Raw genomic sequence first — 15,752 nt, forward strand, 5'->3', positions numbered from 1 at the left:
ATGCAGAGGGGAGAGCACCTCGAAGCCACACGCGTCAAGATCATTCCAGGTGGAGCGAAACTACGCGATCACTTCACAGCGAGTGGATCAGAACCAAGAACACGCCCCGGCCGCGGTCAAGGACTTCCACGCCGCCTACGGCGCCAAGTATCCCAAGGCCGTCGCCAAGGTGGTAGATGACCTCGATGAACTGCTCGCCTTCTACGACTATCCCGCGGAGCACTGGGTGCATCTGCGCACGACAAACCCGATCGAGTCCACCTTCGCCACGGTCCGGCACCGCACCAAGGTCACCAAAGTGCCCGGGTCCCGAGCCGCCGGCCTGGCCATGGCCTTGAAACTCATCGAGTCCGCCCAGGCCCGCTGGCGCGCGGTCAACGCACCCCACCTCGTCGCCCTCGTCCGCGCCGGAGCCCGCTTCGAACGAGGCGTCCTCGTCGAACGCGAGCCGGCGACCGCAGCCTGACGTGCGGTGCTAAAACAGAGACACCGTGAGAGAGGCAGCAATGGACCGAGGCACCCGCGGCGAGCTCATCAGTCGGCTGGCCGAGGCGATCAGGTCCGTCACGACCGCGCACCCGCTGCGGGTCGCCATCGACGGGCCGCCCGCCGCCGGCAAGACCACGCTGGCCGACGAGCTCGCCGTCGTCCTGCGCGCGCAGGACCGCGACGTCATCCGCGCGACCATCGACGACTTCCTCTTCCCCCGTGCACAGCGCTACCAACGCGGCCAGTACTCGGCCGAAGGCTGCTACTTCGACGCCCACGACCACGCCGCGCTGTGCCGGGTCCTGCTCGATCCGCTGGGCCCAGGCGGAGACCGAAGGTTCCAACATGCGGTCTACGACAGAGACACCGACACCCCATCGTCCCCGCCGGCCACGACCGCCCCCGCAGACGCCGTACTGCTCTTCGACGGCGTCTTCCTCCTGCGCCCAGAACTCATCGACCGGTGGGACCTGCGCATCTTCGTGTCCGTCCCATTCGAGCAGACGGTAGATCGCGCCCGGGACCGAGGCACAGCGCTGGCCGGATCCACCGCCGACACCGCCGAAATCGAACGGTCCTGGCGCAACCGCTATATCCCCTCCCAACAGCTCTACTTCGCCACAGCCCGCCCAACCGACCACGCCGACATCATCGTGTACAACGATCAACTCCAACTGCCGACCTGGGAAGTCCGACCACACTCATCGATACACAGGATTTGACAATTGCTCAGACGTCGCGGATGCGGCTGGGAAGGTCTAACTAATAACCCTTGAGTTGTTTGAGGCCCTGTGAGCCTCCTCAGCCACTGGACCTGGGCTTATCTGCTGGCAAGAAGGTCTCCACTCTGGAGTGGATGCGTACGGCGGTGACCAGGCTGTCGGGCACCGGGATGGAGCAGGCGCTGGATCGCGCCTCGTACGTGCTGGGGCTGGGCACGGGGGCGGTGGACTGCACCGCGGTGGCGCCGGTGAAGCTGTCCGAGCTGGCCCGCTTCGGGATGATGGCCAAGGCGTTCCGGATCGAACAGCTGGAGAAGGACCGCCGCCTGGCCACCCTGCTGGCCACGGTGCGGCAGTTGGAGGGCACCGCGGTCGATGACGTGCTGCCGCTGTTCGACCTGCTGATGTCGACGGTGCTGCTGGCCCGGGCCGGCCGGGCGGCCGACAAGGAGAAGCTGCGCAACCTGCCCCGGCTGCGGGTGGCCGCCTCCCGGCTGGCAACGGCGTGGACGATCCTGCTGGAGACGCCGCCGTCCGGCCCGGCCAAGGAAGGCGACGGCCCCGAGGACGACAGGCCGGACGGAGAACAGCACGTGCTGCCCCAGCGGTACCAGCAGCCGCCCCGACACCCGGTGCCAGCCCGGCCGCCGGCGGCGGAACCCGCGGGCGAACTGGAAGGCGCCCAGGACTCCGTAGCCGGAGGCGGCGAAGATGTGCAGGATCACGGGGGTCGGCGCGTCGAAGAACCGCGCGTTCGCGGATGTGACCTCCGCACCGGTGAACAACTCGGTCAGCCGGACGGCACCGGCGATCAGCGGGACGACGGTGAGCGCGATCAGCCCGGCGGGCACGAGCCGGCCGTCGCCACGCCGGGAGGCACGCGGACGCGGCCGCGGCGCGGTGGCCGCCACCGGGGAGAGCGTCGGATTCGAGTGCTCGGTCATGGATCGATCCTGCGACGAGAGGCGGGGACGGCTCATCGGGCCACCGGCCCGACCTGCGCCCGCCCCTCGGCCGACCGCGATCTCGTACTTTCGGCCAGGCCCCGGGCCCTGGGCACCCGGCCTCCTCGTCCTACGCCAGAAGGACGATCTTGCCGCGGGCGTGCTCCCGCTCCAGGAGCCGGAGGGCGTCGGCGGTCTCGCTGAGCGGATACGTGCGTTCGATCACCGGTGTCACCTTGCCGTCGGCGACGAAGCCGGCGAGCGTCCGCAGGTCCTCGGCGGTGCTCCGGGAGGTCAGGACGCGGAGCCGCTGCCGGACGAACGGCGTCTGCGCGACCGTGGCCAGCAGCCGGGGAATGGGCCCGAGCACCGGCCCACCCGCGCTGTTGGAGGCGATGTAGATGCCGCCGGGGGCGAGGAGCCGGCGCAGCGCCGAGATCGGGTGGTTGCCGACCATGTCGATCAGGACGTCGAAGCGGCGTGTATCCCGGGTGAAATCCTCGCGGGTGTAGTCGATCACGTGGTCGGCGCCGAGCGAGCGCACCAGCTCGGCGTTGCGGGTGCTGCACACGCCGGTGACCTCGGCGCCGAGCGCCTTGGCGAGCTGCACGGTGAACGTGCCGACCCCGCCGGAGGCGCCGTTGACCAGCACCGTCGTGCCGGGGCGCGCGGCGCCGAGCCGCAGCGCCTGCAAGGCTGTGATCCCGGCCACGGGTAAGGTGGCCGCCTGCTCGAACGTCACCTGCTCCGGCTTCCTGGCCAGGCGTTTCGCCGGGATCGCGACGTATTCGGCGAAGCCGCGCTGGGCCGCCTCGCCGAAGACCTCGTCGCCGGCCTGGAGGTCCTTGACGTCCGGGCCGATCTCCGCCACCGTGCCCGCGACGGCGCGTCCCAGGACGGTGGCCTTCGGCCGCCGCACCCCGAACGCCAGGCGCAGCAGGAGCGGCGTGCCGCGCAGGGTGAGCAGGTCGGCGTGGTTGAGCGCGGCGGCGCGCACCCGGACCAGCACCTCACCCGCGGCCGGGGCGGGACGGTCGACGTCGGCGTGACGCACGACGTCGGGCGAGCCGTACTCCTGATAGACGATCGCTTTCATGCCGGTCTCCTGATTCGTGTGGGTTCAGCGACGCGTGGCTCGGGCGATGCCGTCGATGACGGCGAAGACGATCGTGAGGGCGGACACGACGATGAGCGCGGTGTTGATCCAGGTGGTCGCGCTCTGCGGCCAGGCGGCGGCCTGGGTGAAGCCGGGGTTGAGCACTCGGTCACCGGCGGCGAGCCAGAGCAGCGCGATCGGGCAGGCGATCTCGACCAGTGTCCCGGCCACGGCGAGCGGAACGCTCCACCGGGCGTAGTGCTTGGCGTAGGCGACGGCGAGGTTCAGGGTCACCAGGGCGATGAACGCGTACACGAAGCCGGTCTGCCACAGCCACGGCGCGAACACGCTGATGGGGGCGCCGTGCGCGTCGGTCTCGGTGCTGATCACCGGGGAGAGCAGGATGAGGGTGGTGAACAGCACCATCGCCACGGTGTAGCTGATCAGCTCGCCGTAGCGGGCGCGGCGGGTGGGCGGCTCGGGGAGCGCGTCGGGCGTCCAGCGCCTGGCGGGCGTGCGGCGTCCCGCGGCGCCTCCGGTGACGCGTCCGGCGACGCGTTCGATGGTCGCGAACAGCAGCGTGGTCCAGCAGACCAGGTGCGCGGCGGTGGTGAGCGCCGCACCGAGGGTGTCGCCGATCAGGTCGAGCGCGCCCGCCCCGCGCAGTCCCTGCACGAGCCCCACCGCCACGGCCACGGCGGGCACGATGGTCACGAGCAGGGCGGTCAGTAATCGCGTGTAGTCGAGGTAGAGCGCGGGGCCGATGAGCTGGAGCGGACGGTCCGCGTAACCGGCCGCCAGCCGCGCCGGGTCGCCGAGCTCGGTGAGCACCGCGAACTCGGCCTCGGCCCGGTCGGCGCCGGCCTCCACCCGGTCCTCGACGGCGTCGGCGATGGAGGCCCGCAGCTCGCGTTCGATGTCGATGTCGGGCCGCTGATCCTCGGATCGCCGGCTCCCGCTTCGCCGGCTTCCGGGCAGGTGGCGCAGGACCGCCGCGACATAGCGGTCGGTGAGCGTGTTGGTGGTGGCAGTAGTGGTCATGACGCGCCTTTCAGGGAGCGGAGTACGGTGTCGAGCTCGTCCCAGTCGCGACTGAGCGCGGCGGCGAGCGCGGCGCCCCTGTCGCTGGTGCGGTAGAACTTGCGCGGCCGGGATTCCTCGGTGTTCCAGTCGCTGGTCACCAGACCCTGTTTCTCCAGGCGGCGCAGGAGGGGGTAGAGGGTGTTGGCGTCGACGGCGAGGCCCGCCCGGGTGAGGCGGTCGAGCAGCGCGTAGCCGTAGTCGGGGCGGTCGAGCATGAGCAGGCAGGCCAGGACGACGGTGCCCCGCCGCAGCTCCTGGAGATGGGTGGCAAGCAGCTCATCGTCATCGTGCACATGCCACACGATACTGTGCGGCACACACTATTGCAACGAGTACGGCATAAGCTGAACCATTCAGGGTGGCGCGACAGGGCTCGAAGGGCTCGACAGGGGCTCGACAGGACGAAATAGCTGATAACCCTTGAGTTGCTTGAGGCTTCTTTAGTCTCTAGTCCCTGGACCTGGGCTTATCTGCTGGTGCTCTGGCTTCTTCGGTGATGATGAGATTTCGGGGATTCTGAAGGTTTATCGTCCTGGTCGTTCGTCTTGCTGTGAAGGTGAAGGCGAGGTGGCCGGAGTTGGCGCTGGCTGTGGCGAAGGATCTTCCGGTGGCGCGTGCCCCGGCCACCGCCGAGGACCTGGAGGCGCTGGAGACCGACGTACTGGCCGGGTTCGTGCTGGCCCGGGCAGCGGCGGGGCTGTCGGACGGGACGATCTCCTCCGACGTGGTGCACCTGGAGCAGGTGCGAGCCTGGTTCGGCCGGCCACTGTGGGAGATGGAACCCGCCGACGCCGACGTGTACTTCGGCAAGGCGCTGCGCTCCACCGCGAAGGGGACCCGACTGGCCCGGGCCCAGGCCATCAAGACGTTCTTCCTATTTCTGGAGCTGCGGCACAAGGTCGAGATCCACCAGATGACCGGCCGCGTCATCGAGTGCCCGATCGATGAGATGAACCGGCCGCGCGGCGGCTCGCAGGGCAAGTTGCGCATCCCGCCCACCATTGAGCAGGTGGGCCGGTTGTTCGCCGGGTGGCGGCAGGAGCTGACGACCTGCCGGAAGTTCGTCCCGACCGCACGCAACTACACAGCCTGCCGGCTGATGGCCGAGGTCGGGCTACGCGTGAACGACGCGTGCAAGCTGGACCTGGCCGACCTCAAGTGGGATCTGGGCCGGTTCGGCAAACTGCACGTCCGTCACGGCAAGGGCGCCCGCGGGTCCGGACCGCGCGAGCGGATGGTGCCGCTGATCAACAACGCTGCGGCGACGCTGCGCTGGTTCGTCGAAGACGTGTGGGGCCAGTTCGGCGACGATCACAACCGGCCTGGGGTGGCGCTGCTGCTGTCGGAGCGCAAGAACACCGACGGCTCGGTCGCTCGCGTCGGCGACGAGACGCTCCGGGCCGCGCTGGCCAGGGCCGCCGCCGCTCACTTGCCGGAGTGGGCCGATGTCCTGACTCCGCACGTGCTGCGGCACTTCTGCACCTCACAGCTCTATCAGCAGGGCATGGACCTGATCGCCATCCAGCAGTTGCTCGGTCACGCCTGGATCGCCACCACGATGAAGTACGTGCACGTCACCGGCACCCACATCGAAGACGCTTGGACCGCAGGTCAACAGCGTGCCGCCGCCCGCCTGACGGGATTGCGAAGGGACTGAGACGATGGCCGCACATCCTGCCGAACCAGTCGGCGACTACTGGGAGCGCCACGAGTTGGCGTGCGCGCTCACACTCGGCGCCACCGGACGACCCTGCGTCCAGGCCGGGGTTGAGCTGCTCATCGACACCGACCTCTGGCTGCACCGGCCCGACTTCGTCGACGAGTACATCACCATCGACGCAAGCGTCGCCACCGCGCTGGCGTTCGTCGACTGGGATAAGGCGATCGCGGCCCTGCAGGAGGGCCGCCTGCCCTGCAGTGGCGGCGAACGCGCCGTTCTGCGCATCGCGGCCAGCATGAGCGGCGGCATCCTGGTCGACCTGCGTGACGCGCTCACCAGCCTGGACGGTGTCAACCTCGCCCTGGCCGCGACCGCGATAGGCAACGCCGCCCGGCATCCGGCCGGATCGGCCGGTGCCTGGAAGGAGGCCGAAGACACATGAGATGGAACCTGCGGCTGGCCGCCGCCAATTTTTGACTCACCAGCGCAAATGTCATAGATGGCGGCTGATGAGGCGAACCTTACCGACAGGCCGCTTCCCCGGATCGCCCTGAACCACTAAGGGCCTGTCGGGGAGACCGGCAATCCGTAGGAGCCAGGGCGCAGTCGGCGGCCAGCGCGCCAACTGTGTCGTCGGTGCAGATGCCTTCCCTTGCTGTGCTGGCGTCGGAGTCGGTGATGGTGGGGATCTGACCACCGCGCGCACAGGAGCCCGTCGCTTGTCAGCCAGCTCCGCTACGTTCGGAGAGCCAAACGCCCATCGATCGCATCTCCCCAAGGAGCCCTCCATGACCACCATGACCCGACCGCCATCGTTGTCGACCGCGACCGCACTGGCGAGGACGGCGGGTGGCACTGGGCAGAGGCCGCCACCTCACGGTGGACGACGGCCGCCGAGCAGGCCGGACTCACCGTCGAGGTCGCCTCCGTGGAGGTACCGGATGCGAATCGGGACGCGGTGATCGTCACCGTCAACGGCGCCGGTTACCTGATCACCGTTCGGAATGGCAAGATCCGCGCGATTCGGCAGTAGACGCGTTATCGGTGGTCTCGGCTCTCGTCGAGGTGGTGCGTCGCGGCCACCCTTTGGAAGGATGTACGGGCGAAGCCCGTGCCGTATGGGAGTCGAGCCCCTGCTGCGCTGAGACCAGCTCCCTACCGGCCCGCTGACATGTGCTGCTATCGCAGCTGGAGGATGTGAAGGCCGCCCTGCCGTCGTCAGGGCAGCCGGTCCGCACGAAGGAAGCGCCCAGCCGCACGCTAGGCATCGCACGACCGGGGCCCTACCCGACCCTGAAACGCCCACGCGTCTCTGACGCGCCACCGATGAGCCAACACGCCGCCAAGCCGCGATCGCAGGGCCGCAGCACTAACGGGTCCGAGCATGGGCGTGGTGATCGTAGCGTGGGGCCGTGATATTCCGGATCGCGCATAGTGGCGGTGGCCGTGACTGCTGATCGGCCCCAGACGGAAAGGCGCTGGTGTTTCTCCTGCAAGGCGACGCCCACGAACGCCGAAAGCATGGCCGTGGTGCTTTGGGTGGATAACGGTGTGATCGTCACGCAGGTTCACACCCCAGGCTGCGCAGCCTTACATGCCGTGACGCACCTGCCAGACGGGGTGGACGGCGTCGGCTGCCTCGGCACCAGCCGTGGTTCGTATCAGCCGTAGGCGGGCGCGTTCGGCTCGAGTGCCGCTGCGTAACTGGCGCAGCGTCCGCTGCCTGCCGGGCAGCTCGCCGGTTGTGGACTCGAACAGCTCGCCGGAGTGCCGGCCAGACAGCCGGGGCCAGGCCGGTGCCGGGTCGACGTCGGCTGGCGGCAGAGGCACACCAGCGCGCCAGCAACCTGATGCCGAGGCCACACAGCTGGTCGTTCACCACCAGCGAGACGTCCCCCAGAAACCCGCCGACAGGCAGCAGCGTCCCCGCGGCGCCCAGTCGTGGAGCTGCTGCCACGTTCATGTCAGCGCGTACCGCAACCAGGTCACCCCTGTCCCTCTGCTCGACGGCTTGATCACGGCCAGCGCGAACACCGTGGCGACCTGTTCGGCGGTTGGGCGCGGGCGTAAGTGGGGGCAGACCAAGTACGAGAGAAAGGGATAGTCATGTCGCCGACCAGGGCGATCACACGGCCTCGCCCAGCGTGCCGCACGGCCGCGATGGGTGTGCTCTAGAGCTGACTATGTTCACGCAGGTGCGGCGGAGTCGGCGGGTTGTGGTGACCCACCACCGGCGCAAGGGGGCGGCGCCAGCGCCCTTCGCGAGGGAGCCGTCGGGGTTGCGGTCGGGGGCGCCCAGCAGCTGGCGGGTGATCAGGTCGAGGTCGGCGCGGTGCTGGAGATGGGGGCGGGGTCGTCGACGGGCTGCAGCCAGCGGTAGCCGTACTGGAGCATGAAGGCGATTGACCAGCTCATTTGCTTGACAACCCAAGATAACCATCGAGGCACCCGTTAGTTCGTGGCTACAGCGTCGATGCCGGCCGACGGCCATTGGCGGCGCCCCGCTTCCAGCCGGTCAGCCGAGAACGGCGCCAGCGGTATCCGTGTTGGATGCGCCGTCGGCCAAAGCCCGGTAGACGCTGGCCACAGACGGGTGCCGGCCTTTGTTCTTGCCGGTGGGTATGACGAGCTTGCGGGCGATGTCAGGCACGGCCACGCCGCGCTCGCGCAACGTCCGCGCGTAGGCGATCATGTCGTCGTCGAACACCTTCGGCCGTCCGCCGTGACGGCCACGCTCGCGGGCCGAGGCCTGGCCCTCCAGCGACTTCTCCCGGATGTACTCCCGTTCGGACTCGGCCATCCCGGCGAAGAACGCGAACAACGCCGCCCCGTGCCCGGAGGGGTTGTAGATGCCCTGCAGCGGCCCGGTCAGCAACTCCAGCTCGATGTCGTGCTGGCGCAGTTCCTCGGCGATGGTCAGCAGCTCGGCGGCACCGCGGCCCAGGCGCTTCATCTCGTGCACGGTAAAGATCACCCGCTGGTGCGGGACGGCCTGCTTGATGGTGCGGGCGTACTCCATCGCCTTGGCGAACTCGGGCCGCACCTTGACGCGAGTGCTGATCTTCTCGGAGAAGACCGGCTCGCAGCCCGCCTCACGCAGAGCGTCAAGCTGGCTCTGCAACTCCTGCTGGGCGGTGCTACAGCGGGCGTAGCCGACCCGGGTCGGCTTCGCCTCGGCGGTCGGCAGCGCGGCCTCGATCGCCGGACCTGATTGCCAGGCGCGGCCCGGACCGCGATCAGCGGGCGTCCTGATCTCCAGCGCGGCCCGCAACTGCGGCACCAGCATGAAGCGCGGCGTGTGGTACTTCGGAGCGACCCCGCGCCCTGCGGGCCGGCTTCGGGCCTGGCGGACAGGGCCTGCCACAAGACCTGGATCTGCGCGTCGGTGAACCGGCCACGCAGGTACCCCGTCTTGACGATGAAACGGGAGCCGAGAATCTCCTCACTGTCGCCCGCCGACGTCTGGTTCTCGAGCCAGGGCCGGTACGCCTGCTCAAGGTGATGCGGTGCGCTCGTGCCCGCGGTGAGGGCGGCGACGTAACTCTGTCGCTGTCCCGGCTCCGTCACTGACCGCCCTTGGGGCATGGGCAGGATCGCCGTCGCCGAAGTCATGCTGGTTGAACAGGTCCAGGAGGGCCTGGACGGGGATGGTGCGCTGGCTGGGATGCCGCAAGTGGCGGCCCGGGACGATCCCAATGCCACGACGATGATCTCGGTGCTCATGGGGACGCTGGGGCTGACGGAGCCGGGGCCGACGGCGGGTACCACCCGTTCGCGCAGCGGTTGCGCTGAGGTGTATCAGACTCCGCCGCCCTCGCTCTGGGATGGCGAGGGCGGCGGAGGGAGTGCTCATGTTCGTCGGCAGGACGGCGGAGCTGGCCCTGCTGCGCGCCGAGCTGGCGTGCGGCGTGCGAAGGGCCCGCCAGGAGGGTCGTGGTCGAGGGGCCGGAAGGCATCGGCAAGACGGCGCTCATCCACCGCGTGCTGCGGGGGGACGCGGGTGTGCGGGTGCTGGCCGCCGGCGGCGAGGAGAGCGAACGGCGGCTCAGGCTCGGCGTCCTGCGCCAGCTCACGGACGAGGCGGCCGTACTGGGCCTGCGGGCGGGGCTCGAGCCTGCGGTGGCCGGCCGGCCGCCGGCGGTGGCGGGGGAGGATCCGTGCGTCGCCGGGCAGGTGGTCTGCGACGTCATCGAGGCACTCCAGGCGCGGGGGCCGCTGGTGGTGCTGGTCGACGACGCGCAGTGGGCGGACGGCGCCTCGCTGCGGGCCCTCGGTTACGTGTTGCGGCGGGTGCGGGCCGGACGCGTGCTCGCGCTGGTCGCCTGCCGCGATCTGGCCGGTCCGTGGCTGCCCGAGGGGCTGCGGCGGCTGCTGACCGGCGACGAGACGCTGCGCATCACGCTGTCGGGGCTGAACGCCGCCGACCTGGCCGAGCTGGCCGCCCACCTGCCCGAACACGCCTGTGATCGGGCGCTGGGCGGGCCGGGCGCCGCTTTCGGCTCGAGGTCGGGAGCAAACGACACCGTCGACACCGCCGCAGCCGACGTGCTGTCGGGGGCTCCCGGGGCGCGGGGCCTCGCCGAGCCGGCGGCTGCGCGGTTACGCGACCACACTCTGGGCAATCCGCTGCACGCCCGTGCCCTGCTGGCCACCGTACCCGAGCGGGTGCTGGCCGACCGCGGGGTCCGGCTGCCCGCGCCCGGCACGTACGCGCTCCCCTTCGCCCGCCGCCTCCATGCCTGCACCCCCGCCGCCGGCCGGCTCGTCGCCGCGTGCGCCGTGCTGGACGGGAGCTGCCCGCTGCACGTGGCGGCCGCTGTCGCAGGCGGGCTGGACGGGCCGCTGGAGGCGCTGGAAGAGGCGGTGAACGCCGGGCTGCTGCGGGAGCTGCCCGGCCGTCTGGTCGGCTTCCTCGAGCCGCTGGCGCGGGCGGCCGCCTACGACGGGCTCGGCGCGGGCGTCAGAGCGCGGCTGCACCTGGCGGCCGCCCGCGTGGTCGACGACATCGGTACGGCCCTGCGCCACCGGGCTGCGGCGGCCGGCGGACCCGACGAAGCCCTGGCCGAGGAACTGGCCAGTTTCGCCGCCAAGGCCGCCCAACACGGGCAGTGGCACGAGGCCGCCGCCCACCTCGACCTGGCCGCCGGGCTCACGGAGTCGGCCGCGCGCCGGGACGAGCTGCGTACGGCAGCGCTGGAACACGTCCTCATCGGGGGCGATGTGCTCCGCGCCGCCGAGCTCGCCACCACGCGCAACGCCGATCCCCGCCCGGTGCGCCAGTACGTGCTGGGACGACTCGCGCTGGCCTCGGGACGCTTCGAAGCGGCGGCCGGGCTGCTGGCCGAGGCGTGGCGGCACAGGGAGCCCGGCTTCGCCGCCGACGTGGCCGAGCAGCTCGCGTGGCTGCACCTGGTCACGGGGGACCGAGACGCGGCGGCGAGCTGGGCCCGCCTGGCGATCGACCAGCCCATCGAGGGCACGGTCGGCAGGCCGTACGACGTGCTGGCGCTGGGAGGCGCACCCGGCGCCGGCCCGCACTCCGGCTACGGTGCCGGCCCGCAACCCGGCCCCGGCGTCGATCCAGGATCCGGCCCCCGCGCCAGCGCGCAATCCGGCCCCGGCGCTCCGCCAGACAGCCTCGCGGCGGCCGTCCGGCTCCTGGCACAAGGCGTCCCCGATGAGGCGTGCACGGTGCTCAGGAAGGTCGTGAGCGGGACCGCGACGGCGGGACTGCCGCACCACCGGCTGCTCGCCTCTGGGCTGCTCGCCGTCGCCGAGCACGAGACGGCGCGCTGGGACGCCGCCGCCGCCCGGGCGGAGGGGGCGCTCGCCGAGGCGGCGGCGCTTGGACAGGCTTGGCTGCTGCCGTGCCTGGAGGTGGCGTGCGTGGCACCGCTGGCGGCTCGCGGCGAGCACGAGCGGGCACTCGCGCACGCCATCGCCGCCCGCGCCACCGCCCGCCGCCTGCGCCACGCGATGGGCGAGCGGCAGGCGGACCTGGCCCTGGCCCTCCTCGGCGCTGAGCCCACCTCTTCGGGCGCGGGCGACATTTTCCCATCGGACGCACGACAGCGCCGGACAAGCGGTGCTCCCGCAAAGCAGCCCCGCCGGACCAGCGGCGCGGCCGGGAACGAGCAAGGCCGTGCGGATGAGGCGGCGAGGCCGGATCGGGGCCGTGTGGGTGAGGCGGCAAGGCCGGGGCGAGGCCGCGCAGCGGGTGAGGGGGCCGGGACGGGTCGAGGTCAGCCGCTTGACGTGGCGGAGCGCGAGGCGCGCCCGGTGGGTGACGTGGACGGGCGGGACCCGTGGTCGGGGTGGGCGGGGGACGTCTTCGTGCCCGACCCGCGTCCTGGGCGGGTCGAGGCGCTGGTGGCCGATGGGCGGCTGGAGGAGGCGGAGCGGGCTCTGGCCGCGTACGAGGAGGCCGGACCGGGGCTGCGCGGGCAGGCGGAGCAGCTGAGACTCCACGGGCTCTTGCTCGCCGCCAGGAACGTTCCAACGGAGGCGGAGGAGACCTTCGGGCGCGCGCTCGCGCTGGTGGAAGGGGAGTGGCCGCTGGAAGAGGCGCGCATGCTGCTCGACCTCGGCAGGCTACTGCGCCGCACGGGCCGGCGCAGGGTGGCGGCGGAACGACTGGGCGCCGCCCGCGCCATCTTCGAACAGCTGGGTGCGCGCCCGCTCGCGGACCGCTGCGTGCAGGAGCTGGAGGCGTGCGGGCTGGAACCACCGGCCACGGTACGGCTCGGGCTCACGCCCCAGGAGCTCAGCACCGCCACGCTGGTGGCCGGCGGGCTGACGAACCGGCAGATCGCCAGGGAGCTGCTGATCAGCGTCAAGACCGTCGAGTACCACATCGGCAAGATCTACGCCAAGCTCGGGATCGGCTCCAGAGTGGCGCTGGCCGCCAAGCTCGCCTCCTACGGCCCGGCGAGCTAGCGACCGCGGCCCGGCCGAGTTGGCGCCGCGGTCAGTCAGGCGAGGCGGTGTCGATCCGCCACGCGAGCCGGTGTGCGGCGGCAGGCCACCCGGCTCGCGGCGGTCGGTGGCGCTGCAGGCCCGGGCGTCGGCCGCGCCTCGCCTCACCGGCCACCGAAGCGGTGGTGCCGGTCGCCGAGGCGGTGGCGTCGCCCGCCCAAGCGGTAGCGCCGGTCGCCCAAGTGGCAGCCCCGGCCGCGCATCGATGGGCGAGGTCAGATCAGGATCCAGGTGGTCACCACCGGGCCGCCGCGTTCGGGGCTGACCCGCAGCCGCAGCGGCCCCGGTGCCAGCCGGCCCGTGGTGAACCGGCCCAGCTCGTCGGCGCGCACGCGCGTGCCGCCGTCGCGCCGCTGCACCACGATGTCCGCCGGCCCGCCGCCCGACAACCGCCCCACCAGCCGCCCGCCGGACACCTCCAGCTCGACCACCACCTCGCCCGCCGCGAACGACAGCAGCCGCGCCCGCCCCCCGCCTCGCACCCGGGTCGCCGACAGCTGGTCCCATGAGTCGAACGTCAGCTCGGCCAGCTCGGCGTCCAGTGACCTGAGCGCGTACGCCCTCATGGCCTCCTCGAACAGCTCCGCCGGGACCGGGTCGAGCCGCTCGGCGGCCGCCCGGAGGCGTTCCTCCAGCTCCATGCCGGCGTCCTCCATGGCGCCGTCGATGGCGTCGTCCATGGCGTCCTCCATGGCGTCGTCCATGCCGTTCACCCCCGGATGCCGCTCACGCCGCGCCGGTTCATCAGCGCGCCCAGCCGCTTGAGGCACCGCCCCCTGTTGGGGCCGATGCTGCCGACCGGCATGTCCAGCCCGTCCGCGATCTCCTGATAGCTCGGCCGCGGCGAGGCGATGAGGACGCGCAGCAGCCGCCGGCAGCGCTCGGGCAGCTCCTCGAACACGCTCCACAGCGCCCGTTCGCGCACGGCCTGCTCGCTCTCCTCCTCGGCTTCCAGCAGCAGGAGCTCGGGCGAGCGGTCGTCGACGTCGATCCCGAGCAGCTCCAGGTCGCCGACCGGCAGGGCGCGGCCGCTGGTGCGCAGCACCCGCAGCGCCTCGTGCCTGGCGGTGCTGGCCAGCCAGGAGCCGGCCCGCGCGGGATCCCTGAGCCGGGTCAGGTGCTCGGCGAAGCGGTACCAGGTCGTCTGGCACACGTCCTGGGCGTCGGCGGCGTTCACGAGGTAGCTCCGCGCCACGGCCCACACCAGCCCGCTGAAGCGCTGGTAGAGCTCCTTCCACGCGCCCGCGTCGCCGTCCGCGGCAGCCGCGACCAGAGTTGCGGTGTCGTCCACGGCGGCGGCTCCCTGTGTTCGGGCGGGAAGCCCAATATATTTGGCGTACCGCCGCTGGGCCGCGAACTCCGCGTCATCGGAGAAAACCGCTCAAATTCGGTACGGTCAGCCGCCCCGCCATGAGGTGCGCCGCGGCCACCCGAGACGACACCTTCTCCTGCGACATCCGGGCCGCGACCAGCCCGGCCACGATCGGTGTGGCGAACGACGTGCCGCTCCACTCCGCCAGGCCGGTGAAGGTCGCCTTGTCGCCGTCCTGCAGCGTCGCCAGGCAGGTGCAGCCCGGGTAGAGGCCCTGGCCGGAGAAGCGGCAGGTGGTGCGGTGCGGGTAGCCGTACTGGTAGGAGCCGGAGGTGAAGGCGTTGACCAGGCGCTCGCCCGGCGCGTACATCGTGACCCAGTCCCCGTGGTTGCTGAAGCAGGCCCGGCCGCGCCCGTCCTCGCGCAGCGCGCCCACTGAGATCACCACGTCGCCGGAGGCGTTGACGGGCTCGGCGGCGTAGGCGGCCGGCCAGAACGGCAGCGTGTCGCCGTCGTTGCCCGCCGCGGCCACCAGGAGCGTGCCCGGGTGGGCGGCGAGCTCGTCCATGAAGGCGGCCAGGCCGAGCAGCGCGCCGGCGTTCTCGGTCCTGGTGCCGGCGGACAGGGCGACGATGTCCGGCCATCCGTGGGTGTCCAGGATCCGCAGCAGGGTCAGGCCCAGCTCGTCCTCCAAGGCGGCGCCGGCGTACGGGAAGGCGTTGTGGACGCGAACGTCGGCGGCGGGGGCCACGCAGCGCAGCACGCCGGCGATGAAGGTGCCGTGGCCCACGTACGGCTTGATGAGGCCGTCGGCGTCCAGCTCGTCGCCGGGACCGGTGACGTCGCCGGTCACCGCGGGGATGTCGGGCAGTCCCGAGCTCTGGGCCAGCCACTGGTGGTCGAGGTAGTCGTGGACGAGGCCCGTGTCGAGGACGGCGACGGTCACGTTCGCGCCCCGGTCGCGGCCCGACAGGGGCGGGTTGAGCGGCCCCGCGCTCGGGACCGGCTCGTCGCCCGGGCACAGGTTGACGCCCGCGACGGACACGAAGTGCACGAGGCTCGACTCGATGTCCTCGCCGGCCAGGCGCTCGACGGTGCGGTGGAGATCCCTGGAGCCGACGCGGAGCCTGCGTACGGAGCTTCGGCCCGCGCCCCCCGGATCGGCCACGCGGACCTCGTCGTGGCCCGGCAGCAGGCCCTGGACGGCCGCGGCGGCCCGGTGCGCGTCGGCATCGCGTACCAGGATGTGCCCGTCGAGATGGGCGAAGCGCGGCTGGACGGCGGAGCCGGGGGCGGCCCCCTCCGGGCCGGCCACCGCGCGCATGCCGTCCGGCAGGGCGGCGTTGAGAATCTCCAGCTGCTCCCAGAACCGGGTGTCCGATGTGGCCATGCTCTCCGTCGCTCTCCGTTCAGCTTCGCGTGTACGTGTGTATGAGCGGCCAGAGAGCCCGCTGATACAGCACGGGTCTAC

The 15,752-nt window shown here is 71.5% G+C and carries 13 protein-coding genes and 1 pseudogene; 6 read left to right on the top strand and 8 right to left on the bottom strand.

Annotated elements, in window-relative coordinates; all coding sequences use genetic code 11:
• Positions 1-100 precede the first annotated feature (100 nt).
• The 3 genes and pseudogenes from ACIBVN_RS41690 to ACIBVN_RS41700 all read left to right on the top strand — a co-directional run.
• Positions 101-466: pseudogene (locus ACIBVN_RS41690) on the top strand (transposase); the annotation flags it as partial.
• Positions 467-506: 40 nt separating this feature from the next.
• Complete coding sequence (locus tag ACIBVN_RS41695) at positions 507-1,211, top strand: cytidylate kinase family protein (RefSeq protein WP_397145824.1); 705 nt, start codon at positions 507-509, stop codon at positions 1,209-1,211.
• 134 nt (positions 1,212-1,345) lie between these two features.
• The gene (locus ACIBVN_RS41700; protein WP_397145825.1) at positions 1,346-2,359 is read left to right on the top strand and encodes a hypothetical protein; all 1,014 of its coding nucleotides are present in this window, start codon (positions 1,346-1,348) and stop codon (positions 2,357-2,359) included.
• Here ACIBVN_RS41700 and ACIBVN_RS41705 read toward each other — a convergent pair.
• From ACIBVN_RS41705 to ACIBVN_RS41715, 3 genes are read right to left on the bottom strand one after another with little or no spacing between them, the layout of a single operon-like run.
• Positions 2,286-3,251: an NAD(P)-dependent alcohol dehydrogenase gene (locus ACIBVN_RS41705; protein WP_397145826.1), complete on the bottom strand. Its 966-nt coding sequence runs from the start codon at positions 3,249-3,251 to the stop codon at positions 2,286-2,288. The two genes, ACIBVN_RS41700 and ACIBVN_RS41705, sit on opposite strands and share 74 nt — an antisense overlap.
• Positions 3,252-3,275: 24 nt before the next feature.
• Positions 3,276-4,292: a permease prefix domain 1-containing protein gene (locus ACIBVN_RS41710; protein WP_397145827.1), complete on the bottom strand. Its 1,017-nt coding sequence runs from the start codon at positions 4,290-4,292 to the stop codon at positions 3,276-3,278.
• On the bottom strand, positions 4,289-4,627 hold the full coding sequence (locus ACIBVN_RS41715; protein ID WP_218156036.1) for a PadR family transcriptional regulator: 339 nt from the start codon (positions 4,625-4,627) through the stop codon (positions 4,289-4,291). Before ACIBVN_RS41715 ends, ACIBVN_RS41710 begins: the two co-directional genes overlap by 4 nt.
• 314 nt (positions 4,628-4,941) lie before the next feature.
• Here ACIBVN_RS41715 and ACIBVN_RS41720 point away from each other — a divergent pair, with 314 nt between their 5' ends.
• Together ACIBVN_RS41720 and ACIBVN_RS41725 are read left to right on the top strand one after the other, a co-directional pair.
• Positions 4,942-5,991, top strand: coding sequence for a tyrosine-type recombinase/integrase (locus ACIBVN_RS41720; protein ID WP_397145828.1), 1,050 nt, complete (start codon positions 4,942-4,944; stop codon positions 5,989-5,991).
• Between the two features lie 4 nt (positions 5,992-5,995).
• Entirely contained in the window at positions 5,996-6,436 is a 441-nt protein-coding gene (locus tag ACIBVN_RS41725) for a hypothetical protein (protein ID WP_397145829.1), read from the top strand.
• Between the two features lie 1,148 nt (positions 6,437-7,584).
• Here the strand turns inward: ACIBVN_RS41725 and ACIBVN_RS41730 are convergent.
• Complete coding sequence (locus tag ACIBVN_RS41730) at positions 7,585-7,824, bottom strand: hypothetical protein (protein WP_397145830.1); 240 nt, start codon at positions 7,822-7,824, stop codon at positions 7,585-7,587.
• A gap of 685 nt (positions 7,825-8,509) precedes the next feature.
• A complete protein-coding gene (locus ACIBVN_RS41735) occupies positions 8,510-9,280 on the bottom strand; it encodes a recombinase family protein (RefSeq protein WP_397145831.1) in 771 nt (256 codons plus the stop codon).
• Between the two features lie 533 nt (positions 9,281-9,813).
• On the opposite strand from ACIBVN_RS41735, the gene ACIBVN_RS41740 reads away from it, so the two are divergent.
• Positions 9,814-12,930 (top strand): AAA family ATPase, encoded by a 3,117-nt coding sequence (locus ACIBVN_RS41740; protein WP_397145925.1) that lies wholly within the window; start codon positions 9,814-9,816, stop codon positions 12,928-12,930.
• Positions 12,931-13,184: 254 nt separating this feature from the next.
• Here the strand turns inward: ACIBVN_RS41740 and ACIBVN_RS41745 are convergent, their stop codons facing one another.
• The 3 genes from ACIBVN_RS41745 to ACIBVN_RS41755 all read right to left on the bottom strand — a co-directional run bounded on the left by ACIBVN_RS41745 (position 13,185) and on the right by ACIBVN_RS41755 (position 15,671).
• Positions 13,185-13,673 carry a hypothetical protein gene (locus ACIBVN_RS41745; RefSeq protein ID WP_397145832.1) on the bottom strand — a complete coding sequence of 163 codons (489 nt, stop codon included), beginning with the start codon at positions 13,671-13,673 and terminating at the stop codon, positions 13,185-13,187.
• A 5-nt stretch (positions 13,674-13,678) separates the two neighbouring features.
• Positions 13,679-14,260 carry an RNA polymerase sigma factor gene (locus ACIBVN_RS41750; RefSeq protein ID WP_397145833.1) on the bottom strand — a complete coding sequence of 194 codons (582 nt, stop codon included), beginning with the start codon at positions 14,258-14,260 and terminating at the stop codon, positions 13,679-13,681.
• A gap of 73 nt (positions 14,261-14,333) precedes the next feature.
• Positions 14,334-15,671, bottom strand: a complete 1,338-nt coding sequence (locus tag ACIBVN_RS41755; protein WP_397145834.1) for a S8 family peptidase — start codon at positions 15,669-15,671, stop codon at positions 14,334-14,336.
• Between the last annotated feature and the right edge of the window lie 81 nt (positions 15,672-15,752).

Origin of the sequence: Nonomuraea sp. NPDC049400 (genome assembly GCF_044466425.1) — a bacterium.
Lineage (GTDB): Bacteria > Actinomycetota > Actinomycetes > Streptosporangiales > Streptosporangiaceae > Nonomuraea.

Coding starts and splice junctions, on each gene's coding strand:
- ACIBVN_RS41695 (WP_397145824.1), top strand. CDS start 507: ATGGACCGAGGCACCCGCGGCGAGCTCATCAGTCGGCTGGCCGAGGCG.
- ACIBVN_RS41700 (WP_397145825.1), top strand. CDS start 1,346: ATGCGTACGGCGGTGACCAGGCTGTCGGGCACCGGGATGGAGCAGGCG.
- ACIBVN_RS41705 (WP_397145826.1), bottom strand. CDS start 3,251: ATGAAAGCGATCGTCTATCAGGAGTACGGCTCGCCCGACGTCGTGCGT.
- ACIBVN_RS41710 (WP_397145827.1), bottom strand. CDS start 4,292: ATGACCACTACTGCCACCACCAACACGCTCACCGACCGCTATGTCGCG.
- ACIBVN_RS41725 (WP_397145829.1), top strand. CDS start 5,996: ATGGCCGCACATCCTGCCGAACCAGTCGGCGACTACTGGGAGCGCCAC.
- ACIBVN_RS41735 (WP_397145831.1), bottom strand. CDS start 9,280: ATGCTGGTGCCGCAGTTGCGGGCCGCGCTGGAGATCAGGACGCCCGCT.
- ACIBVN_RS41745 (WP_397145832.1), bottom strand. CDS start 13,673: ATGGACGACGCCATGGAGGACGCCATGGACGACGCCATCGACGGCGCC.
- ACIBVN_RS41755 (WP_397145834.1), bottom strand. CDS start 15,671: ATGGCCACATCGGACACCCGGTTCTGGGAGCAGCTGGAGATTCTCAAC.